Source organism: Carboxylicivirga sp. M1479, assembly GCF_007097485.1.
Lineage (GTDB): Bacteria > Bacteroidota > Bacteroidia > Bacteroidales > Marinilabiliaceae > Carboxylicivirga.
The window spans coordinates 1-17,915 of sequence record NZ_VKDE01000026.1; the positions used below are offsets into that span (position 1 = coordinate 1).

The 17,915-nt window shown below is 36.0% G+C and carries 12 protein-coding genes; 10 read left to right on the top strand and 2 right to left on the bottom strand.

The annotated features are described in order from the left end of the window. Positions 1-307: 307 nt before the first annotated feature. From FNN09_RS15275 to gshAB, 4 genes are all read left to right on the top strand, one after another. Positions 308-1,003 (top strand): HAD family hydrolase, encoded by a 696-nt coding sequence (locus FNN09_RS15275; RefSeq protein WP_143303241.1) that lies wholly within the window; start codon positions 308-310, stop codon positions 1,001-1,003. A 70-nt stretch (positions 1,004-1,073) separates the two neighbouring features. Beyond that, positions 1,074-1,487: a DUF2721 domain-containing protein gene (locus FNN09_RS15280; protein WP_143303242.1), complete on the top strand. Its 414-nt coding sequence runs from the start codon at positions 1,074-1,076 to the stop codon at positions 1,485-1,487. Positions 1,488-1,739: 252 nt separating this feature from the next. Beyond that, positions 1,740-3,080: an MATE family efflux transporter gene (locus tag FNN09_RS15285; protein WP_143303243.1), complete on the top strand. Its 1,341-nt coding sequence runs from the start codon at positions 1,740-1,742 to the stop codon at positions 3,078-3,080. Further along, complete coding sequence (gene gshAB / locus FNN09_RS15290; protein ID WP_143303244.1) at positions 3,067-5,382, top strand: bifunctional glutamate--cysteine ligase GshA/glutathione synthetase GshB; 2,316 nt, start codon at positions 3,067-3,069, stop codon at positions 5,380-5,382. Before FNN09_RS15285 ends, gshAB begins: the two co-directional genes overlap by 14 nt. A gap of 48 nt (positions 5,383-5,430) precedes the next feature. On the opposite strand, the gene speB is transcribed toward gshAB, so the two are convergent. Beyond that, positions 5,431-6,297 (bottom strand): agmatinase, encoded by an 867-nt coding sequence (speB, locus tag FNN09_RS15295; protein ID WP_143303245.1) that lies wholly within the window; start codon positions 6,295-6,297, stop codon positions 5,431-5,433. Further along, on the bottom strand, positions 6,287-7,705 hold the full coding sequence (locus FNN09_RS15300; protein ID WP_143303246.1) for an arginine decarboxylase: 1,419 nt from the start codon (positions 7,703-7,705) through the stop codon (positions 6,287-6,289). Before FNN09_RS15300 ends, speB begins: the two co-directional genes overlap by 11 nt. Before the next feature lie 305 nt (positions 7,706-8,010). On the opposite strand from FNN09_RS15300, the gene mnmE reads away from it, so the two are divergent. The 6 genes from mnmE to FNN09_RS15330 all read left to right on the top strand — a co-directional run bounded on the left by mnmE (position 8,011) and on the right by FNN09_RS15330 (position 17,910). Continuing rightward, positions 8,011-9,420, top strand: a complete 1,410-nt coding sequence (gene mnmE, locus FNN09_RS15305; protein ID WP_143303247.1) for a tRNA uridine-5-carboxymethylaminomethyl(34) synthesis GTPase MnmE — start codon at positions 8,011-8,013, stop codon at positions 9,418-9,420. Positions 9,421-9,793: 373 nt separating this feature from the next. Next, the gene (locus FNN09_RS15310) at positions 9,794-10,372 is read left to right on the top strand and encodes an RNA polymerase sigma factor (protein WP_185969033.1); all 579 of its coding nucleotides are present in this window, start codon (positions 9,794-9,796) and stop codon (positions 10,370-10,372) included. A 66-nt stretch (positions 10,373-10,438) separates the two neighbouring features. Further along, positions 10,439-11,434: a FecR family protein gene (locus FNN09_RS15315; protein WP_143303249.1), complete on the top strand. Its 996-nt coding sequence runs from the start codon at positions 10,439-10,441 to the stop codon at positions 11,432-11,434. 195 nt (positions 11,435-11,629) lie between these two features. Next, on the top strand, positions 11,630-14,875 hold the full coding sequence (locus FNN09_RS15320) for a TonB-dependent receptor (RefSeq protein ID WP_185969034.1): 3,246 nt from the start codon (positions 11,630-11,632) through the stop codon (positions 14,873-14,875). Positions 14,876-14,893: 18 nt separating this feature from the next. Next, positions 14,894-16,549, top strand: coding sequence for a RagB/SusD family nutrient uptake outer membrane protein (locus FNN09_RS15325; RefSeq protein ID WP_143303251.1), 1,656 nt, complete (start codon positions 14,894-14,896; stop codon positions 16,547-16,549). 20 nt (positions 16,550-16,569) lie between these two features. Beyond that, positions 16,570-17,910: a hypothetical protein gene (locus FNN09_RS15330; RefSeq protein ID WP_143303252.1), complete on the top strand. Its 1,341-nt coding sequence runs from the start codon at positions 16,570-16,572 to the stop codon at positions 17,908-17,910. The last annotated feature ends 5 nt before the right edge of the window (positions 17,911-17,915 follow it).

The following is a 17,915-nucleotide window of genomic DNA, read 5'->3' on the forward strand; positions in this document are numbered from 1 at the left end:
CACCATATCGTCAGGATTATATATGTCTTGATCCGAGAGAGAAAAATATTAATAGCTCCACTAATAAAGTGGCTTAAAAACTTGTAATTAATTAGAGTATATGAAACGACCATGTAAATTTGATTATCCAAATTTTCACACAAGGGGATGATAAAATTTACTTGAGAGTTCCATATGGCAAATGAAAGCAAATTATAATCATATGAAACCATCATGATTAAGCTTTAAATACACAGGGCTATGATTAAAGAATCTTTGTATGTGTTCTGTAAATCAGTCTTGTGTCTTGATACTAGTTTTTAAAAAGATGAAACAAAATATAAAAGTAATAGCATTTGATGCTGATGATACCTTATGGGTTAATGAAACCTTTTTTAGAGATGCGGAAAAGGTTTTTGCTACCATCATGAAGCCTTTCGCCAAAGCAGATGAGGTGTATCGTAAGTTGTATGAAGTAGAAATGAATAATATGTTGCTATACGGATATGGCATCAAGGGTTTTATGCTGTCACTCATTGAAACCGCTAATGTTATTTCAAATAATCATGTATCAGCACAACAAATTGGTGAAATAATTGAGGTTGGAAAATCCATGCTTCAAAAACCTGTTGAATTATTGGATGGAGTGGAGCAGGTATTAAAAAGTTTGCAAGGCGATTATCGATTAATTGTGGCGACCAAAGGTGATTTGTTGGATCAGGAACGTAAACTGCGCAAGTCGGGTTTATTGCCCTATTTTCATCATATTGAAGTAATGAGCGATAAAACACCGAGCACCTACCAGGCTCTAATTAAGCACCTCGATATCGAAAATCACGAACTGTTAATGGTGGGTAATTCACTCAAATCGGATATTCTGCCTGTATTGCAAATAGGTTCTTGGGGTGTACATGTGCCGTTTCATACAACCTGGCATCACGAGGAAGTTAATGAACCTATTATTTCAGATCAATTTTATACACTAGGATCAATTATTGAATTAGAAGAACTAATGCAGGATTAATATTTGTTAAATGACTATTTACCGTCGAACAAAGCCCTTGTTTTAAGGTTTTGCATTAAAATTATAATGTATGAACGCGCTCACTTTAACAACGCCAGCATTGCTTTTTTCTGCTGTATCATTGATCTTATTAGCTTATACCAATCGCTTTTTGGCATATGCTGCTTTAGTACGTCAATTATACGGCCAACTGCAAAGCAATTCTAACCAAGTATTGTTAGATCAAATAAGAAATCTGCGCAAGCGACTCTACCTTATCAAGAATATGCAATTATTAGGCGTAGCCAGCTTGATGTTTTGCGTATTATCCATGTTACTTATTTACATTGAGATTTTTGTGCCAGCCGCCTTTGCCTTTGGTTTAGGGCTGTTATTACTCATAATTTCATTGTTACTTTCAGGTTGGGAAATTAAGATTTCAGTACGTGCACTTGATTTGCACCTTATTGATATGGAGCATTTTAAGGATGATGCAAAAATGTAATCAACAGTTATCGTTATTTTTAAATGTAGCGACCTTTGAGTTGCAAGTATTTTGTTGCTGAAAAGTTATCATATCAATGTTCCAGTAATCCGTAATTATCCTGTAGCTTTTACAGAGCTTTTGGGTTTATTAACTTCTATTTAACGAGTGCTAGTCATTTTTTATCAAATGATAGACGTAATTTTGAACCTTTAATTTCTTGTTCAACAGAGGGAGTTAAAGATTATTTAAAATATTATTGAAATATACTAAATGCAGAAAGATTTAACGAAAGGCCCAGTTCTTTCGAGTATTATAAAACTAGCGATACCAATTATTGGATCATCCTTTATGCAGTTTGCCTATAATTTTACCGATATGCTATGGGTAGGTCAATTAGGCTCTAATGCTGTTGCTGCTGTTGGAACATCAGGTTTTTTTCTGCACATGGGCTGGGCATTTGCTTCGATTTTAATGGTTGGCAATAATATTGCCATATCTCAGGCAATTGGTAGAAATGACAATGAAGAAGCACAAAATATAGCCATCAACGCCCTAATTGGTGTCTTTTTGTTAACCATAGTATACTTGTCGTTAATACAAGTAGGACACGTGCAGTTAATAGGGTTTTTTGAGTTGAATAATTTGGCAACCGAACAAATGGCTCATAGCTATTTGCGCTGGGCTTCAGTAGGGTTGTTTTTTATATTTACAACACGCTTATTTACCGGAAATAGTAATGCAAGAGGAGATTCAAAAACCCCTTTTCAAATTACCTTAATTGGTGTGGTATTGAATATAATTCTGGATCCCATTTTTATTTTTGTTCTGGATTTTGGAGTAACAGGTGCAGCAATGGCTACTTTACTGTCGCAACTAGTGGCAGCTGGTATTTTTGTAGTTCGACGGGCAAAAGCATTTTTAGGTATTAGTAAAGCGTGGTTAATCTCGCTTAAAAAGATGTTGCAATTGGCTCGTTTGGGCTTGCCGCCATCCATACAGTATATGATCTTTTCATTTATTGCTATTGTAATGGCAAAAATTGTGGCTGGTTTTGGTAGTGATGCCATTGCAGCGCAAAAAATAGGTCTGCAAATCGAAGCCATGACATTTATGACTGTTGGCGGTTTAAATGGTGCCATCATGTCGTTTACCGGGCAAAATTTTGGAGCTAAAAAACATAAGCGCATTCACAATGGCTATAAGTCGGGTTTATTATTGGCACTTGGTTTTGGCGCTTTTATGACTGTTCTATTTCTATTGTTTTCAGAAGAAATGGTTCGTTGGTTTGTTGATGAGGATACAACTGTTGTTATTGGTGCTGCCTACCTACGTATTGTTGGTTTGTCGCAAATTTTTATGTGTATTGAAATGATTGGTTCGGGAGTGATCAATGGAATTGGTAAAACGCGTTATCCGGCCACCATTAATATTTCTATGACCATTGTACGTGTGCCTTTGGCTCTTTGGCTATCGCAACCCCATCGATTGGGCGTTAATGGAATTTGGTATGCCATCTTAATTAGTACTTTTTTACGCGGAATACTTGTAACTTCAAGCTACTACTATTTAAATAATAAATGGTTAAAACATGTTCATGATGGAAGCAACTAATATAAATATTGATGATGTTATTTCTCAAAATGCAAGCTCTCGATTATTTGAAGGAGGCTTTGGCTTTGAGAAAGAAAATGTACGTGTTACTTTAAATGGAGAGTTAGCGCAAACGCCTCATCCTGCTGTTTTTGGCAATAAAAGGGAGCATCCGTATATAACCACTGATTTTTCCGAAAGTCAGGTTGAAATGATTACGCCAGTTCGCCATAGCGTTGATGAAGCTATCGGCTTCTTAGAAACCTTGCACGATGAGGTGTCTTTAAATTTGGATAATGAGCTGCTTTGGCCACAAAGTACACCTCCCATTTTACCTGAACAAGAAACTGATATACCAATTGCTAAATTTGATAATCAAGGGTCTGAAATGGAGGCCTATCGTAATTATTTGGCCGAGAACTATGGTCGTAAAAAGCAGCTTTTGTCTGGCGTTCATTTCAATATTTCGTTCGATGAAGTGGTTTTAAAGCAATTGTACAAAACGTCAGAAGATAGTGCTTTTTCTTACGAGCAGTTTAGGGAGCAGGTATACCTTAAATCGTTGCGTAATTTTAAAAGATACCGGTGGTTTTTAATCGCTTTATTGGGGAATAGTCCAGTGGTACACAGTAGCTATGCCAATGAGTGCGTTAGGCATTTACCCAAGTTAAAAGACGACTCATATCGATTGATGCATGCAGGCTCTATGCGCAATAGCATGTGCGGATATCGCAACAAAGAGAACTTGTGTTTGAACTATAATACCTTTAAAGATTATCATCAAAGCGTGGATGATGCGATTGAAAAAGGATTAATTTCTCAACCAAAGGAAAATTACGCCAGTATTCGTATTAAGTCACTCGATGAAGGAGAAACAATCTCACACCTTGAAATACGTTTACTTGATCTTAATCCCTTTGTTAAGTCAGGGGTTGATGTGCATCATGCACGCATAATTCATCAGTTTTTAGTGTATTGTTTATTAAAGCCAGAGTTGAATGTGTTTGATATAAAAACGCAAGACAGGGCTTATGCCAATCATGAGCAAGCTGCATCTTTTATAATGGATGAAAATGCCTTTATTATTGCTGATGATGGAAAGCAGTTGCCCATGCAAAAAGCAATTGAATTGGTATTGAATGAGATTGAACACTATACACTTAAGTATTTGGATGAAAAGTATCAGCATAGTTTTGCTGAGCTAAAGCGCATGGTTGTAGATCCGACTCTGCGACCAGCCGTTAGAATGCTTAAAGAATTAAAGTCGCATGCATTTGTTGACTGGACCCTGAATAAGGCGAAACTATATTTGCAAGAAAGTGTCAGTAAGACTTATAATTTTTGGGGTTTGGAGGATATGGAGTTATCAACACAGCTAATAATGCGCGAGGCTCTTATCAGAGGAGTGGAGATGCAGGTTATGGATAAGCTCGAAAACTTTATCAAACTCTCAAAAAATGGAAAAACTGAATTTGTTATGCAGGCCACCCGTACTTCATTGGATAACTACGTGAGTGTACTGTTGATGGAGAATAAGGTAATGACAAAAAAAGTGTTGCAGTCGGCTGGGATTAATGCTCCCGAAGGCCTGGAATTTATTGATGCTAATACTGCACATTCTGCTTTTGATTATTTTAGTGGGCAAGCCATCGTAATTAAACCGAAGTCAACCAATTTTGGCTTGGGTATTACTATTTTAAAGCAGAACGATGACAAACAGCTATTTGAAAGAGCTGTAGCAATTGCATTTGAACACGACAGCACAATTTTGGTTGAGAAATTTATCAGCGGAAAAGAATATCGTATGTTTCTTATTAATGATGAGTTGGTTGGTATTTTACATCGGGTGCCTGCCAATGTAATCGGTAATGGGCAACTTTCAATTGGCCAGCTTATTAGCAAGAAGAACAAAGATCCGCTCAGAGGGAAGGGCTATAAGTCGCCTCTGGAAAAGATTGCCATGGGAGAGGCCGAAGCCATGTTTTTACAAACACAAGGTTTGGATTTCGATTCTGTTCCAGCTGATGGAGTAACCATTTATTTGCGCGAAAACTCAAACATAAGTACTGGTGGAGATAGTATTGATTTTACTGATGATGTGCACGAATCGTATAAAGAAATTGCCGTTGAGGCAGCCAAAGCTTTAAATGTAAAAGTTACCGGCTTAGATATGATGATTGACGATATATCAAAACCGGCAACGCAATCTAATTACTCAATAATTGAGATGAATTTTAACCCTGCTATTCACATACATTGTCATCCGTATATTGGTAAAAACAGACGATTAAATGCTAAAATGCTGGATGCTTTGGGTTTTTGATTGTATCAGTTAATGAACGCATACTCATTGTAGAAATGCATTAACAGCTTAATGGTTGATATGCTTAGCGTAAAATTTGTACGATAGTAATTTGTAATATAGTTTGGCAACTAAAAAGTCAGGGGCGTGTAATCCGTCAATTGGTGCAAACTCAACAATATCGAACCCAACTACATTTTTACGTTCAAATACCTTTTTTAGATAGCGTATCGTTGTGTCCCAGCTTAGGCCCCCAGGTTCTGGTGTTCCTGTTGAAGGCATAATAGATGGGTCAAGAGCATCAAGATCGATGGTAAGATAAACATCATTCGTCATTAAGTCGATGCTCTCGTTCATCCAGGTTTCTGTTCCGTACATCTCTTCAGCAAAAAAGCATTTTTCTTTATTCAAATATTGCTTTTCGCTAACATCCATGCTTCTAATTCCCAGCTGAATTAGGTTACTGGTTTTAGATGCTTTATGCATGGCACAGGCATGGTTGTATTCGCTTCCCAAATAGCTTGATCGTAAATCAGAATGAGCATCCAATTGTAATACAGTCAGGTTATTGTATTTATTTTGATACGCTTCAATAATGCCAATGCTAACGGAATGCTCGCCACCAAAAAATGTCAGAAACTTATTCAGTTTAAGCAGTTCTGTGGTTTTGTTCTGTACCTGTTCGTACATCTGTTCAGGACTAGTGAAATTTGTTAGTTCAGGAAGTATATGAATGCCTTTTTTATATACTTCAGAGTCCGTTTCAATGTCGTAAAACTCCAGGTTAGGAACTGTGTTCATGAATGTATCAAATCCTTTGTCGGCTCCCTTGCCCCATGTGCTTGTGCCATCGTATGGAATGGATTGTAATAAAATTTGAGCATCCTGTAGCTCAATAATCTCATCGCCGTAATCCCCAAAAACTTTATTCATCATCCTGCTCTAAATAGCCTAATATATTTAACATCTCATTTACCGATTGCTCCTCTCGGTATACCGTATCAACAATGTTTCCAGTATCATCGCGATCAATAATCACATGTTTAGGCGCTGGTATAAGGCAGTGTTTTATTCCGCCATATCCACTAACCGAATCTTGATAGGCACCCGTGTGAAAGAAACCTAAGTACAAAGGTTCTTTGTCATTATCGTCATATTTAGGAAGTAAAACATCCTGGTTGAAGTCTTCAGAGTTATAATAGTCGGAATGATCACAGCTAATACCTCCTATGTTCACTCTACCGTACTCATTGTGCCACTTGTTAACTGGTAGTAAAATAAATTTCTCTTGAATTGACCATGCATCCGGGATTGTATTCATTAAACTATTGTTGATGATGTACCAGTTTTCATTGTCGTTTTGCTGTTTTTGTTCAAGTACTTCAAAAATTATTGCTCCCGACTCACCAACAGTGTACTTACCAAACTCGGTGTATATATTTGGCTCCATTACATTGCCCTTGGTACATGCAGCTTTTATATTGGCTATAATCTCATGTATCATGTACTCGTAATTGTACTCAAAACCTAAATGATTACGTATAGGAAAACCTCCACCTAAATTAAATGATTCAAGGTCGGGACTTTCTTTTTTAAGCTCTACATACAGGTTAAGGGCTTTTTGAAATTCTCCCCAGTAATAAGGTGTATCCTTAATGCCTGAATCAACAAAAAAGTGAAGCATCTTTAGCTCTACATTTTCATTATCCTTTATTTTCTCATTGAAAAAATCGATGATAACATTTTGCGGAATGCCAAGACGAGAGGTGTAGTAGGCTGATTGTGGTTCTTCGTTAATAGCCATTCGAATACCAATCTTTAATTTTTGATTGGCACTTTGTTTAAGCAAGCGGTCGTACTCATTAATACTGTCCAGTATAATTATTGAGTTTGTAAAACCAAATTCTTGCAGTTTTATAATCTTTTTTAGATAGCCATCTGTTTTATAACCATTATGAATCGTAACAATATCTTTATTGATTTTACCTTTTTTATGTAGGTAAAGAATCAAATCAATGTCGAAAGAGGAAGAGGTTTCGATATCAACATTTTGTTTTAGAGCTTCGTTAATTACATGGTTAAAGTGATTGCATTTTGTGCAATAGCAAAAATTGTATTCACCTTGATACGCATTGTTCTTAATGGCTCTGTTAAACAGGTTGCGTGCTTTTTTAATTTGGTCACCTATCTTTGGTAAATAGATAAATCGAAATGGTGTACCATACTTCTCTATAAGGTATTTGAGTGATACGCCATGGAATGTTAAGTAATCTTTTTTGAGGTCAAACCCTTCCTGAGGAAAGTAAAAACTTTGCTCTATTAAATCAAAATATGTGTTTTTCATGTGGAGTTTTTCTTTCTATTATCACATGGAACTCTAACGGAATTTTAATCATTAACAGTGATTATCTATTAAGATGAAAATTTGCGCCTTTGTTTTGTATTAAAGATCCCAAGTACGATTCTACATTTATTTGTGTGCGCGAATTTATTCAATTTACAAATAATATTTTGCAAGTGCAGAAATGATTTTTTTTGATTCTTTAATCTATGCTTGCTGTTATATAAGGTGTCTACAGATCTAATAGCTATATTTGCATTCAGTTCTATAAAATCAACTCATCAGTTTAAGTCAATACTAATATTATCATGCAAAGTTCAAAAGATACTGTTTGTGCTATTTCAACAGCCCAGGGAATGGGGGCCATAGCCGTTATTCGCCTTTCGGGTTCACAATCCATTGAAATTTGCGAAAAAGTGTTTTCGCCAGCTCGTAAAGGTAAGGTACTGTCGAATCAAAAGGCCAATACAATTCACTTTGGCAGTATTGGAGATGGCAACAAAGATATTGATGAGGTATTAGTGAGTATTTTTAAAGCTCCGCATTCCTTTACAGGGGAAGAAATTGTTGAAATAGCCTGCCACGGAGCTCCGTATATACAGCAACAAATTCTTCAGCTCCTCACTGCAAATGGCGCCAGACTGGCTACTGCTGGCGAGTTCACGCAAAGAGCTTTTCTTAATGGTAAAATGGATTTGTCGCAGGCAGAAGCTGTGGCCGATTTAATTGCCTCTAGAAGTGAAGCTGCAAGAAGAGTGGCATTACAACAAATGCGTGGCGGTTTTTCAAATGAGTTAATCAATTTGCGTACGCAGTTGCTCAATTTTATATCACTTATTGAGCTGGAATTAGATTTTAGTGAGGAAGATGTTGAGTTTGCTAACCGTTCAGAACTAATGTCATTAATCGATGAGATGATGCGTTTATTGACCAAGCTGACCGATTCCTTTTCATTGGGTAATGCTATCAAAAATGGTATTCCGGTAGCCATCGTTGGACATACGAATGCTGGTAAGTCAACGCTATTAAATACTTTACTGCAGGAAGATAAAGCCATTGTTTCGGATATTCATGGTACCACCCGCGATGTGATTGAAGATACGATAAATATTGAGGGGATAAGTTTTCGTTTTATTGATACTGCTGGTATTCGAGCAACCAAGGATGAGATCGAAAACCTGGGTATTGAACGTACTTACGATAAAATTAGTAAAGCAAGCATTGTATTATTGATGCTGGATGTTAATGATCCAGACACAAAGATTCATGAAGCAATAATTGATGTAAAAAATCGATTAGATGAGCATCAGCAATTAATTGTGGTGATTAACAAAATGGATCTTGCTGCAGATTCTTCTCAAAATCGATTTAATAAGGAGATTTTCAAGGAGTTATCTGGTGTAGATGCCATTGTGCCTATTTCAGCAAAAAAACTTCAGAATATTGATGCCTTGACTTCAGAATTACTTAAGACAGTTAATTTATCGGCAATAGACAATGATGAAGTGATTGTTACTAATGTACGACACTATGAGGCTCTTAAAAAGTCCTTAGATGCTGTTGAACGTGTGTCAGAAGGTTTAAGTTCAGGTATTAGTGGCGATTTCTTAGCGCAGGATATTAGAGAAGTTCTTCACTTTTTAGGAGAAATTACAGGGCATATCAATACTGATGAGGTTTTAGGTAATATTTTCAAGAATTTCTGTATCGGTAAGTGAGTCTAATGCCTTGAAAATCAGGGTTATGAATGATTCTACACTTGTGTTTCATAGGAGTTAGTGGATTGATATATAACGTGTTAATATTCTTGATGATGTTTTTCTTGGTAATATTTAATCTGTATCAAAATTGGTCAACTTCACAAAACCACATTTAATGAAACGATTTTTCCTTCCGTATCCCATAATGCCATTGATTGTATCATGAACAGGTTTTATAATTGAGTTTCATAATTGAACATTAAAAGAAACAGCTATGAAAATTAGTTATACAATCTGGATAAGTTTTAAGCAAAGCACAAACATTTTTCTAGCCGATTCATATATAGAATTGCTCGAAATGATATATGTTTGCTTATTATAAGGGAGGATAGTGAAACAGTTAGATCTAGAAGAAATATTAATTAAGCTGGCTAAGGATGATGAGTCCTCATTGGAGGCGTTATTTAGTTATTATTATCCTAGATTATATAATTTCTCAAAATCATTCCTAAAGCTTGAAGCTGGTATTGATGACATCCTACAAGAAGTTTTTGTGAAAATTTGGCAAAAGCGGAAAAGTATCAAATCTGCAAATACTTTTAATTCATACATCTTTACTATTACGCGAAACTTACTATTGAATGAATTGAGGGCTCGCCTTAATAATGAAAACTTAAAAGAAGAAGTTAAAAAACTATCCATTGGATCGGAATACTCTTCTATCGACCAGGTTGAATACAGCGAATTAGAGGAAAAAGCAAATCAATTGATTAATGAACTCCCAGAGCGACAAAAAGAAATATTTGTTTTAAGTCGTTCTGAAGGTTTAACACATAATGAAATTGCAGATAAATTGGGGATAACAACAAAAACTGTTGAATACCATATGTCGCTTGCCATTAAGTATATAAAAGGTAATCTTAAAGACTACGGGGTGGTATCGATGCTTTATTTTTATCTTTTTTTCTAATTTTTTTCATTTTCTCACTAGGGATAGACTTTTTTGCTGTGTATAAATATTAGACAAGCATTAAATATGAAAAGTTTATTCAAGAAATATTACCATTCTACATTACGTCCCGATGAATTTTCTGAAGTGTCAGAATTAATAACTGATAAACGGAAAGAATCGGCCATTTCGGGTTTAATGAAAGGTTTCTGGGACAATGAAATGAATAATGCAGATGTTCCACCTCGTGAAAACCCCATACTCTTTAAAAGAATAAAAGAAGCCATTTGGATAGAGCGGAATAAAGTAGCACAAAGAAAGATAAGGATTTACGGTTGGGCTGCAGGAGTTGCAGCTGTTCTTGTAGTGGCTCTACTTGTTAGTAATATCATTTTTTATCAGCATTTTGACACTAGCAAACTTGCTTCACAGCATCAAACAATATCTACACCATACGGAGCCAAAACAAATATTGATTTACCTGATGGCTCAAGCGTCTGGCTTAATTCAGGTTCAACAATCACTTACCCTGTGAATTTTGGTAATCGCAGAACTATATCCCTAACTGGAGAAGCTTTCTTCGATGTAAAGAAAAGTAATAGTCCTTTTGTTGTTTCAACAAGAGATGGAGATGTGGTAGTGAAAGGGACTTCTTTTAACGTTAGAGCATACCCCGATGAAGAAATCTATGAGACGACACTTGTTGAAGGAGTTGTAGACTTCAAACCTAAGAGTGGAACGGAAGTGTTAACTCTTGAGCCAGGTGATCAGCTTAGAAAAGTATCAGAAGGATTTAGAATTGAAGAAGTTGATACAAAGTACTCAACATCATGGATGGAAGGTAAATTAATTTTTAATCGTGAAGCTTTTCCTACTTTAATAACAAAATTGGAACGGTGGTATAATGTGAAAATCAATTATAAAGATTCAGAGCTGGATAAATTATGGTACTCTGGTACCATCGAAATGGAGAGTATTAGTGAAGTAATGAATATGATTAGTATGTCGGCACCTGTTACTTATAGCTTTGATAGGAAAACAAGAGTCTTTACACTTAAGTATTATACCGAGGGTGAAAATTAATTATTAAAATATATCCCACAAATGATGAATTAAACCATATCAACTGGTAAAAAAAAGAAGCGAGAACTGGTCCTTCTCACTTCTTTATTCAGTTGATAAATAATAGAATTATTTATCTAATAACATTTCAAAATTATGAAAAAAATCCGATGTATGCATGGGTTGAGTCCATGTGTCCTAAAAACGATTAGAATTATGAAGCTTTCAGTACTACTGATGTTACTTTTTATAACAGGAGCTTTCGCTTCTGAAACCTTTTCACAAAGTGCCACCTTATCGCTTAAAGTTAATAAAGTAAGTCTTGAAGATTTCTTTAATAAGATTGAGGAACAGAGCGAGTTCAACTTTTTTTATAGCGGTATTATTGATGTTGAGCAAAAAGTAACTAGAGAGTATCGTGCTCAAAAAATCACTGAGATTCTGGACGATGTCAAAGATGAGTTTGGTATTGAATACAAAATAGTTGATAAACAAGTCATTCTTTTTCCATATGAAAAGAATACAGAAAAGAAAGTTGATAATGTACAGTCGCAGGAAACAATTTCAGGAATTGTAACTGACGATAAAGGAGAACCACTCCCAGGAGTTAATGTCTATCAAAAAAGTAATCCACAAAATGGTGTTATTACAGGTTTTGATGGTTCATATGCACTTAATTTAGTAAGTTCTGATGAAAGCCTTGTTTTTTCGTTTATAGGCTTTGTTAAGCAGGAAGTTAATGTAGCAGGACGCAATCAAATAAATATTACACTTGTTGAAGAAAGTATTGGATTGGATCAGGTGGTAGTCGTAGGTTATGGCGTCATGAAAAAGAGTGATGTAGTAGGTTCAGTTGCATCTGTAAATATCGATGATTTTTCCAATACACCAACTTCTGATGTTCAGAATATGTTAAAAGGTAGAGTAGCAGGTGTAGAAGTTACACTCGACAATGCTGAACCAGGAGGTAGTTCTTCAATTTTAATTCGGGGTAAAAGATCTATTGAAGGTAACAACGATCCCTTGGTATTGGTGGATGGAGTACCCGTTAGTAGTATGAACGATGTTAACCCAAATGCGATAGAATCCATTGAGATACTGAAAGATGCTGCTTCTCAATCTATTTATGGTGCCAGAGCTTCAAATGGGGTCATACTAATAACCAGTAAAAAAGGTGAGAAAGGTAAGTTAAGAATCTCTTATGACGCTTTCGTCTCCTCGCAGAAATTGTGGAATAATTTTGAAACCTTTGATGGATATGAGTTTGCTCAACTAAAGAGAGAAGCTTATCGAACAGATAATGGAGGTAACTATGTCATTGATGAGTCGATTTTTACATTTGAAGAGCAGCAAGCAGCCTTGCAAAGTGGTGAATTCATCGACTGGGAAAACGAAATTATAGATGACGGGGCCATTAAACAAAGTCACAGTGTTAACCTATCAGGGGGTGGTGATAAAACAACTTATTCACTTGCATTAAGGTACTTTAGTCAAGACGGTCTAATTGCTGGATCCGACTATAGACGATATGATTTTCAGACAAATATCACCTACGATGCCACTAAATGGCTTACTATTGGAACAAATGTTATTTATAACAGTGGTGAAAAGACAAGCGCCCCTGGCTCAATGAATACAATTAATTCTGATCCTATTGGAACTCTATACAATGAAGATGGCAGTTATAAGACCTACCCAACAGGTGATGTATCGTTTTTTAATCCTTTAATAAATAGGGATGAAACAGATAATGTATCCAATACCGATAAATATATTTTAACACTGTATGCTGATTTAAAACTTTTTGAAGGTTTTAACTATCGCTTAAAGGGAAGTACAACTTCTTTTTTTGGTAAATATGGAACTTATAAAACCTCGAAAGAAAGCAGTGGAAGAGGTGTAAATGGGATAGCTGAAAAAGATACTGAATATAGTGATTGGATGACTCTTGAAAATATTTTTAACTATAATAAGTCATTTGGTAATCATACACTTTACGGTACATTTGTTAATAGTATTGAAAAAACAAAATGGGAAAGAACTAATTTAGAAGGAAAGAATTTTCCTAATGATTTTCTGGGCTACAATGGAATTCATAATGCAAGGGATCCATTATCTATCTCACATTCGGCCAACGAAAAAACTCTTCTTTCGTTTATGGGGAGAATTCAATATGATTTTGCTAAGAAATACTACATTTATTTGACAATGAGGGCTGATGCATCGTCTGTATTTAGCGAAAACAATAAATGGGGATACTTCCCTTCGGTAGCATTGAGCTGGAACTTGGCCAATGAAAGTTTTATTAAAGAAATTAATGCCATTTCGCAATTAAAGTTAAGAGCAAGTTACGGTTCTGTTGGGAATCAAGCCATTGGTGCCTATCAAAGTTTAGGAATAGCCCAGGATTATAACTACATCTTTTATAATGGTGGTGCCAACGAAAGTGCCTCTGGCTATTCTCCAGATTATCAGTTGGCTAACCCGGATCTAAAATGGGAAACCACAAAAACGCTAAACCTGGGACTTGATTTTGGTTTATGGCGTGGCAAACTAAGCGGAACAGCCGAATATTATTACAGCAATACTGAAGACCTATTGATGAGAAGAAGTGTAGGAGGTATTACAGGATATACCCAAATGTTAGACAATTTAGGGCGAGTACAAAACCAGGGAGTTGAATTGTCATTATCGGGGGTATTGGTAGATACGAAGGACCTAAATGTAACCTTGAACACTAACTTTTCAATGAATAGGAACCAAATTAAGGAGTTATATGGTGATTTAGATGGCGACGGTAAAGAGGATGATGTAGAAGGACAATACTACATCAATTCTCCGATAGATATTTATTATGACTATGAATTTGAAGGTATCTGGCAACAAAATGACGATATCGTGAATTCACATATGCCTGATGCATCACCAGGAGGAATAAAAGTGAAAGACCGAAATAATAACGGTATAATTGATGCTGATGATCGCAGGATTTATGACCGTCAGCCTGATTGGATCGGATCTTTTTCACTTAATTCCAACTATAAAAACTTCGATTTATTCATCGATTTATATACGGTTCAAGGTATAACCAAATTGAACCCTTATTTATACGAATACAACAAAGGAGGTTCTTTAAATGGTAAAGTAAATGGGATAAAAGTAGATTACTGGACTCCTGAGGATCCATCTACGAAATATCCGCGACCAACGATGCAAAGTATTCCTTTTATGCAAACCATTGCATACGACGATGCCAGTTACTGGCGCATCAGAAATTTAACCATTGGTTATACTTTACCTGATAAGCTTACTCAAAAGTGGAGAATTAACAAATTAAGGTTTTATGCTACGGCTTATAACCTTTATACCTGGACCGACTACTTATCTTTTAGTCCGGAAAAAGATCCGGATGGATACCCTGAGTCAAAAGATTTTCTATTAGGGATTCAGCTTCAGTTTTAATCAATAAAGAATCGACAAATGAAATATTTATATTATACAATAATAGTTACAATATTCCTTTTTTTTACCTCTTGTGAAGAGTTCTTAGAAGAGGAGCCGATTACATCGATTTCTTCATCATGGATATATGAGAATGAAGAAGGGTATACAACGGGTGTAAATGCTTTATATAATTTAAATCGCGCCTTTTACGAAGGAACGGGGCAGCAGCACCAGGGAATTCCTATGATCATGTCTGACTTAGTGGGCATTAGGGCAGGCTTTGGAAGTTGGGTGTATTATAATCCCAATCAGCTAACCCCAACTTCATCTTCATTTCCGGGAAATTATATTTGGACACAACATTATCGAATAATCGATAGAAGTAATGCCCTTATTGCATCGTCGGTTAATTTTGATGCAGATATTAAACCTCAGGAAGCAGAAGCAAGGATGTTTAGAGCACATTCTTATTTTACATTGTACAGGTTATTTCATAATCTTCATTTAAACCTGGAACCTACAACTCCTGAAAATGCTTTTGATATTGAATATGCTGTTGCTAGTCCTGCTGATATTTTTAGCGCAATAAATGATGATTTAGATTCAGCTATTGTTCATTTGCCTTGGACAACTAACGATGTTGGAAGGTGGACAAAGGCTTCTGCAAAACATTTAAAGGCTAAAGTTGCCCTTTGGCAATCTTATGATATAGAAACACAAGGTACGTTAAGTGCAGAAAACTATTCTCAGCAGGCTTTATCGCAAGCCGAAGAAGTAATAGGTTATGGTGATTATGAATTAGCTAAGGTTTCAGAGGTTTTCGGATCAGAGAAAAAGCCTTCAAAGTATTCTAGTGAAAACTTATTTGTTATCAATTTCGATTTAGAGCTTGAGGGTAGTAATGGTGGAGGACGTAATCACCGTTTAGGTACTATGACAACAGCTCGTTACCAAGAGCTAAAAGGTGTAGTTGAAGAGGGTTTTTTAGGTCAGGGATTAAGTTGGGCGATGCCAAGCAACTATCTATTTAACCTGTATGGTATCAATGATGCTGAACGCAGAAAAGATAAACGTTTCACCTCTTATTATGTGCAGAATTATTATTACAACGATAGTGAGGACTTGCCTGATGGGGTACAGTTGGGTGATGTTGTAAGTAATGCTGAACAAAAATTATCTTCAGAAGATTATTACCGAAGATTGCACCCAAGTTTAGCTAAGTATATTGACTTCGAAACCACTACCACAACCTGGTCGTGGTCCGACTTAATTGTTTACCGTTTAGCAGAAACTTATTTGATCGCTTCGGAAGCATCCTTATTGCTGAATGATCCTGACAAAGGGGTTGAATATTTGAACCAAGTAAGAAGACGTGCATATGAATTGCCTATAACAGCACCTTCATCCATTGATTTTACAGCTGCTGATTTAACCGTTGATTTGATTTTAGATGAAAGAGCCCGTGAATTGGCTATGGAAGGTCAACGTTGGTATGCGTTAAAACGAACAGGTAAATTAATTGAATATATGAGAGATCATGCTGGTCATGAGGCAGGCTATACTGACTTGGTTGGTGGTAATTTAAAGACTGATGCTCAGGAAAATATACAATTACGTAATGTCAATTTTCCAATTCCTCAAAATCAGATTGATATCATGGGGGTTCCTGAGTTCCAAAATGAAGGTTATTAATAAAGTTAAGAAGGAAGATCATGATAAAGAGATTATATTTTTTTAAGAAATTGATTTACACGACAGCAATACTTAGCTTGTTTTCGTGCGAAAGTGAGTACGATAAGGATATGGACGATAAGCTTGAAGGCTATAAGGATATCCCAACAGATGTAAAACTAACATACGATATAAATGCAGATAACCCTAGTTATGTTGTTGATTATACTGCAACAGGTGAGGGACAGATTTATTTTGCATTGAAGAAAGATGTCAATGAATTAGATCCTGAAACTTCAACAGATGGAGTATTTGCAATAAAATATGACAACGCAGGAGTTTATAAAGCCGTATTAATTGCACAAGGTTTAAAAGGAACCGCAAATGACACTGTTGAGGTGGTTGTTGACGAGAAAATACCATTTGAACTATTAGCATCTGTCGAAGTGAGTAATGATGGTTCGGGTAAAATAAAGTTCAATATGGAAGCACAGAATGCAACCAGCTATCAGGTAGATATTTTTGAGAATGATGGAACCACTTTAATTTTTTCTGATGTTACAGATGCAACAAGCTACAGTTATCTATTTTTAAATGAAGAGTTGGTTGAAGTAACAAAAGAATGCCTGGTTACAATAAGTGCAAAAAATAATGCTGGCGTAATTACTGAAACCCTACCTTTTAGTGTAACCATAGCAGCAGGTGTGGCACCTCCAAAAACATGGGGATTCTTCGATGATATGGATGGCAGTGCATGTGGTGATATTAATTGGAATGCTGTTTCGGATGAAACAGGACTATTAGCATTATCAGAATTGCCGGCAGCAGTGCAGGCCAATAATAGTTCAGCCACCTTAAGGTATCATTATAAAGCCAATGGCGCACAATATGGAGTTCTTGAATTTAGTAAGCTGGCTGATGGTTCTGAGTTTGATTTTTCTTTCCAGGCTAAGTTCAGGGTGAATGTTTATATTCCTTCAAGCACAACGGCACCAGACGGCAACGTGATTGACAATACCGATAACTCGGATAAAAAAATCATCAGGCTATATCTTGAAGATAGATATAGAGCGGATGGCTCTTCTTATAGCGATTCGTATAAACGTAATGTGTGGATTGAAAAGGAAGTTAGTGCTTATGATCAATGGGAAACAATTGAGTTTGATTTTACAAACCAAAGCGAATACAAATACCATAGTCAGGCCTATGGGTCTTATAAGTACTATATTCCTGATGGGAAGGAAGGTCAAAACCCTGATAGATTATACTTAAGAACCCACGTTAATGGAAATGCTTCTGAAAGTACCATTTATTACTTCGATGATTTTGAACTGTTGGATATAGATGGTTCTTCCTTAGGATTTGTATGTCCTGCGGAGTAAGATGA

What these genes read in the sequence shown, in the direction of transcription:
- FNN09_RS15275 (WP_143303241.1), top strand. Translation starts at nt 308, where the DNA reads ATGAAACAAAATATAAAAGTAATAGCATTTGATGCTGATGATACCTTA.
- FNN09_RS15280 (WP_143303242.1), top strand. Translation starts at nt 1,074, where the DNA reads ATGAACGCGCTCACTTTAACAACGCCAGCATTGCTTTTTTCTGCTGTA.
- FNN09_RS15285 (WP_143303243.1), top strand. Translation starts at nt 1,740, where the DNA reads ATGCAGAAAGATTTAACGAAAGGCCCAGTTCTTTCGAGTATTATAAAA.
- gshAB (WP_143303244.1), top strand. Translation starts at nt 3,067, where the DNA reads ATGGAAGCAACTAATATAAATATTGATGATGTTATTTCTCAAAATGCA.
- speB (WP_143303245.1), bottom strand. Translation starts at nt 6,297, where the DNA reads ATGATGAATAAAGTTTTTGGGGATTACGGCGATGAGATTATTGAGCTA.
- FNN09_RS15300 (WP_143303246.1), bottom strand. Translation starts at nt 7,705, where the DNA reads ATGAAAAACACATATTTTGATTTAATAGAGCAAAGTTTTTACTTTCCT.
- mnmE (WP_143303247.1), top strand. Translation starts at nt 8,011, where the DNA reads ATGCAAAGTTCAAAAGATACTGTTTGTGCTATTTCAACAGCCCAGGGA.
- FNN09_RS15315 (WP_143303249.1), top strand. Translation starts at nt 10,439, where the DNA reads ATGAAAAGTTTATTCAAGAAATATTACCATTCTACATTACGTCCCGAT.
- FNN09_RS15320 (WP_185969034.1), top strand. Translation starts at nt 11,630, where the DNA reads ATGAAGCTTTCAGTACTACTGATGTTACTTTTTATAACAGGAGCTTTC.
- FNN09_RS15325 (WP_143303251.1), top strand. Translation starts at nt 14,894, where the DNA reads ATGAAATATTTATATTATACAATAATAGTTACAATATTCCTTTTTTTT.
- FNN09_RS15330 (WP_143303252.1), top strand. Translation starts at nt 16,570, where the DNA reads ATGATAAAGAGATTATATTTTTTTAAGAAATTGATTTACACGACAGCA.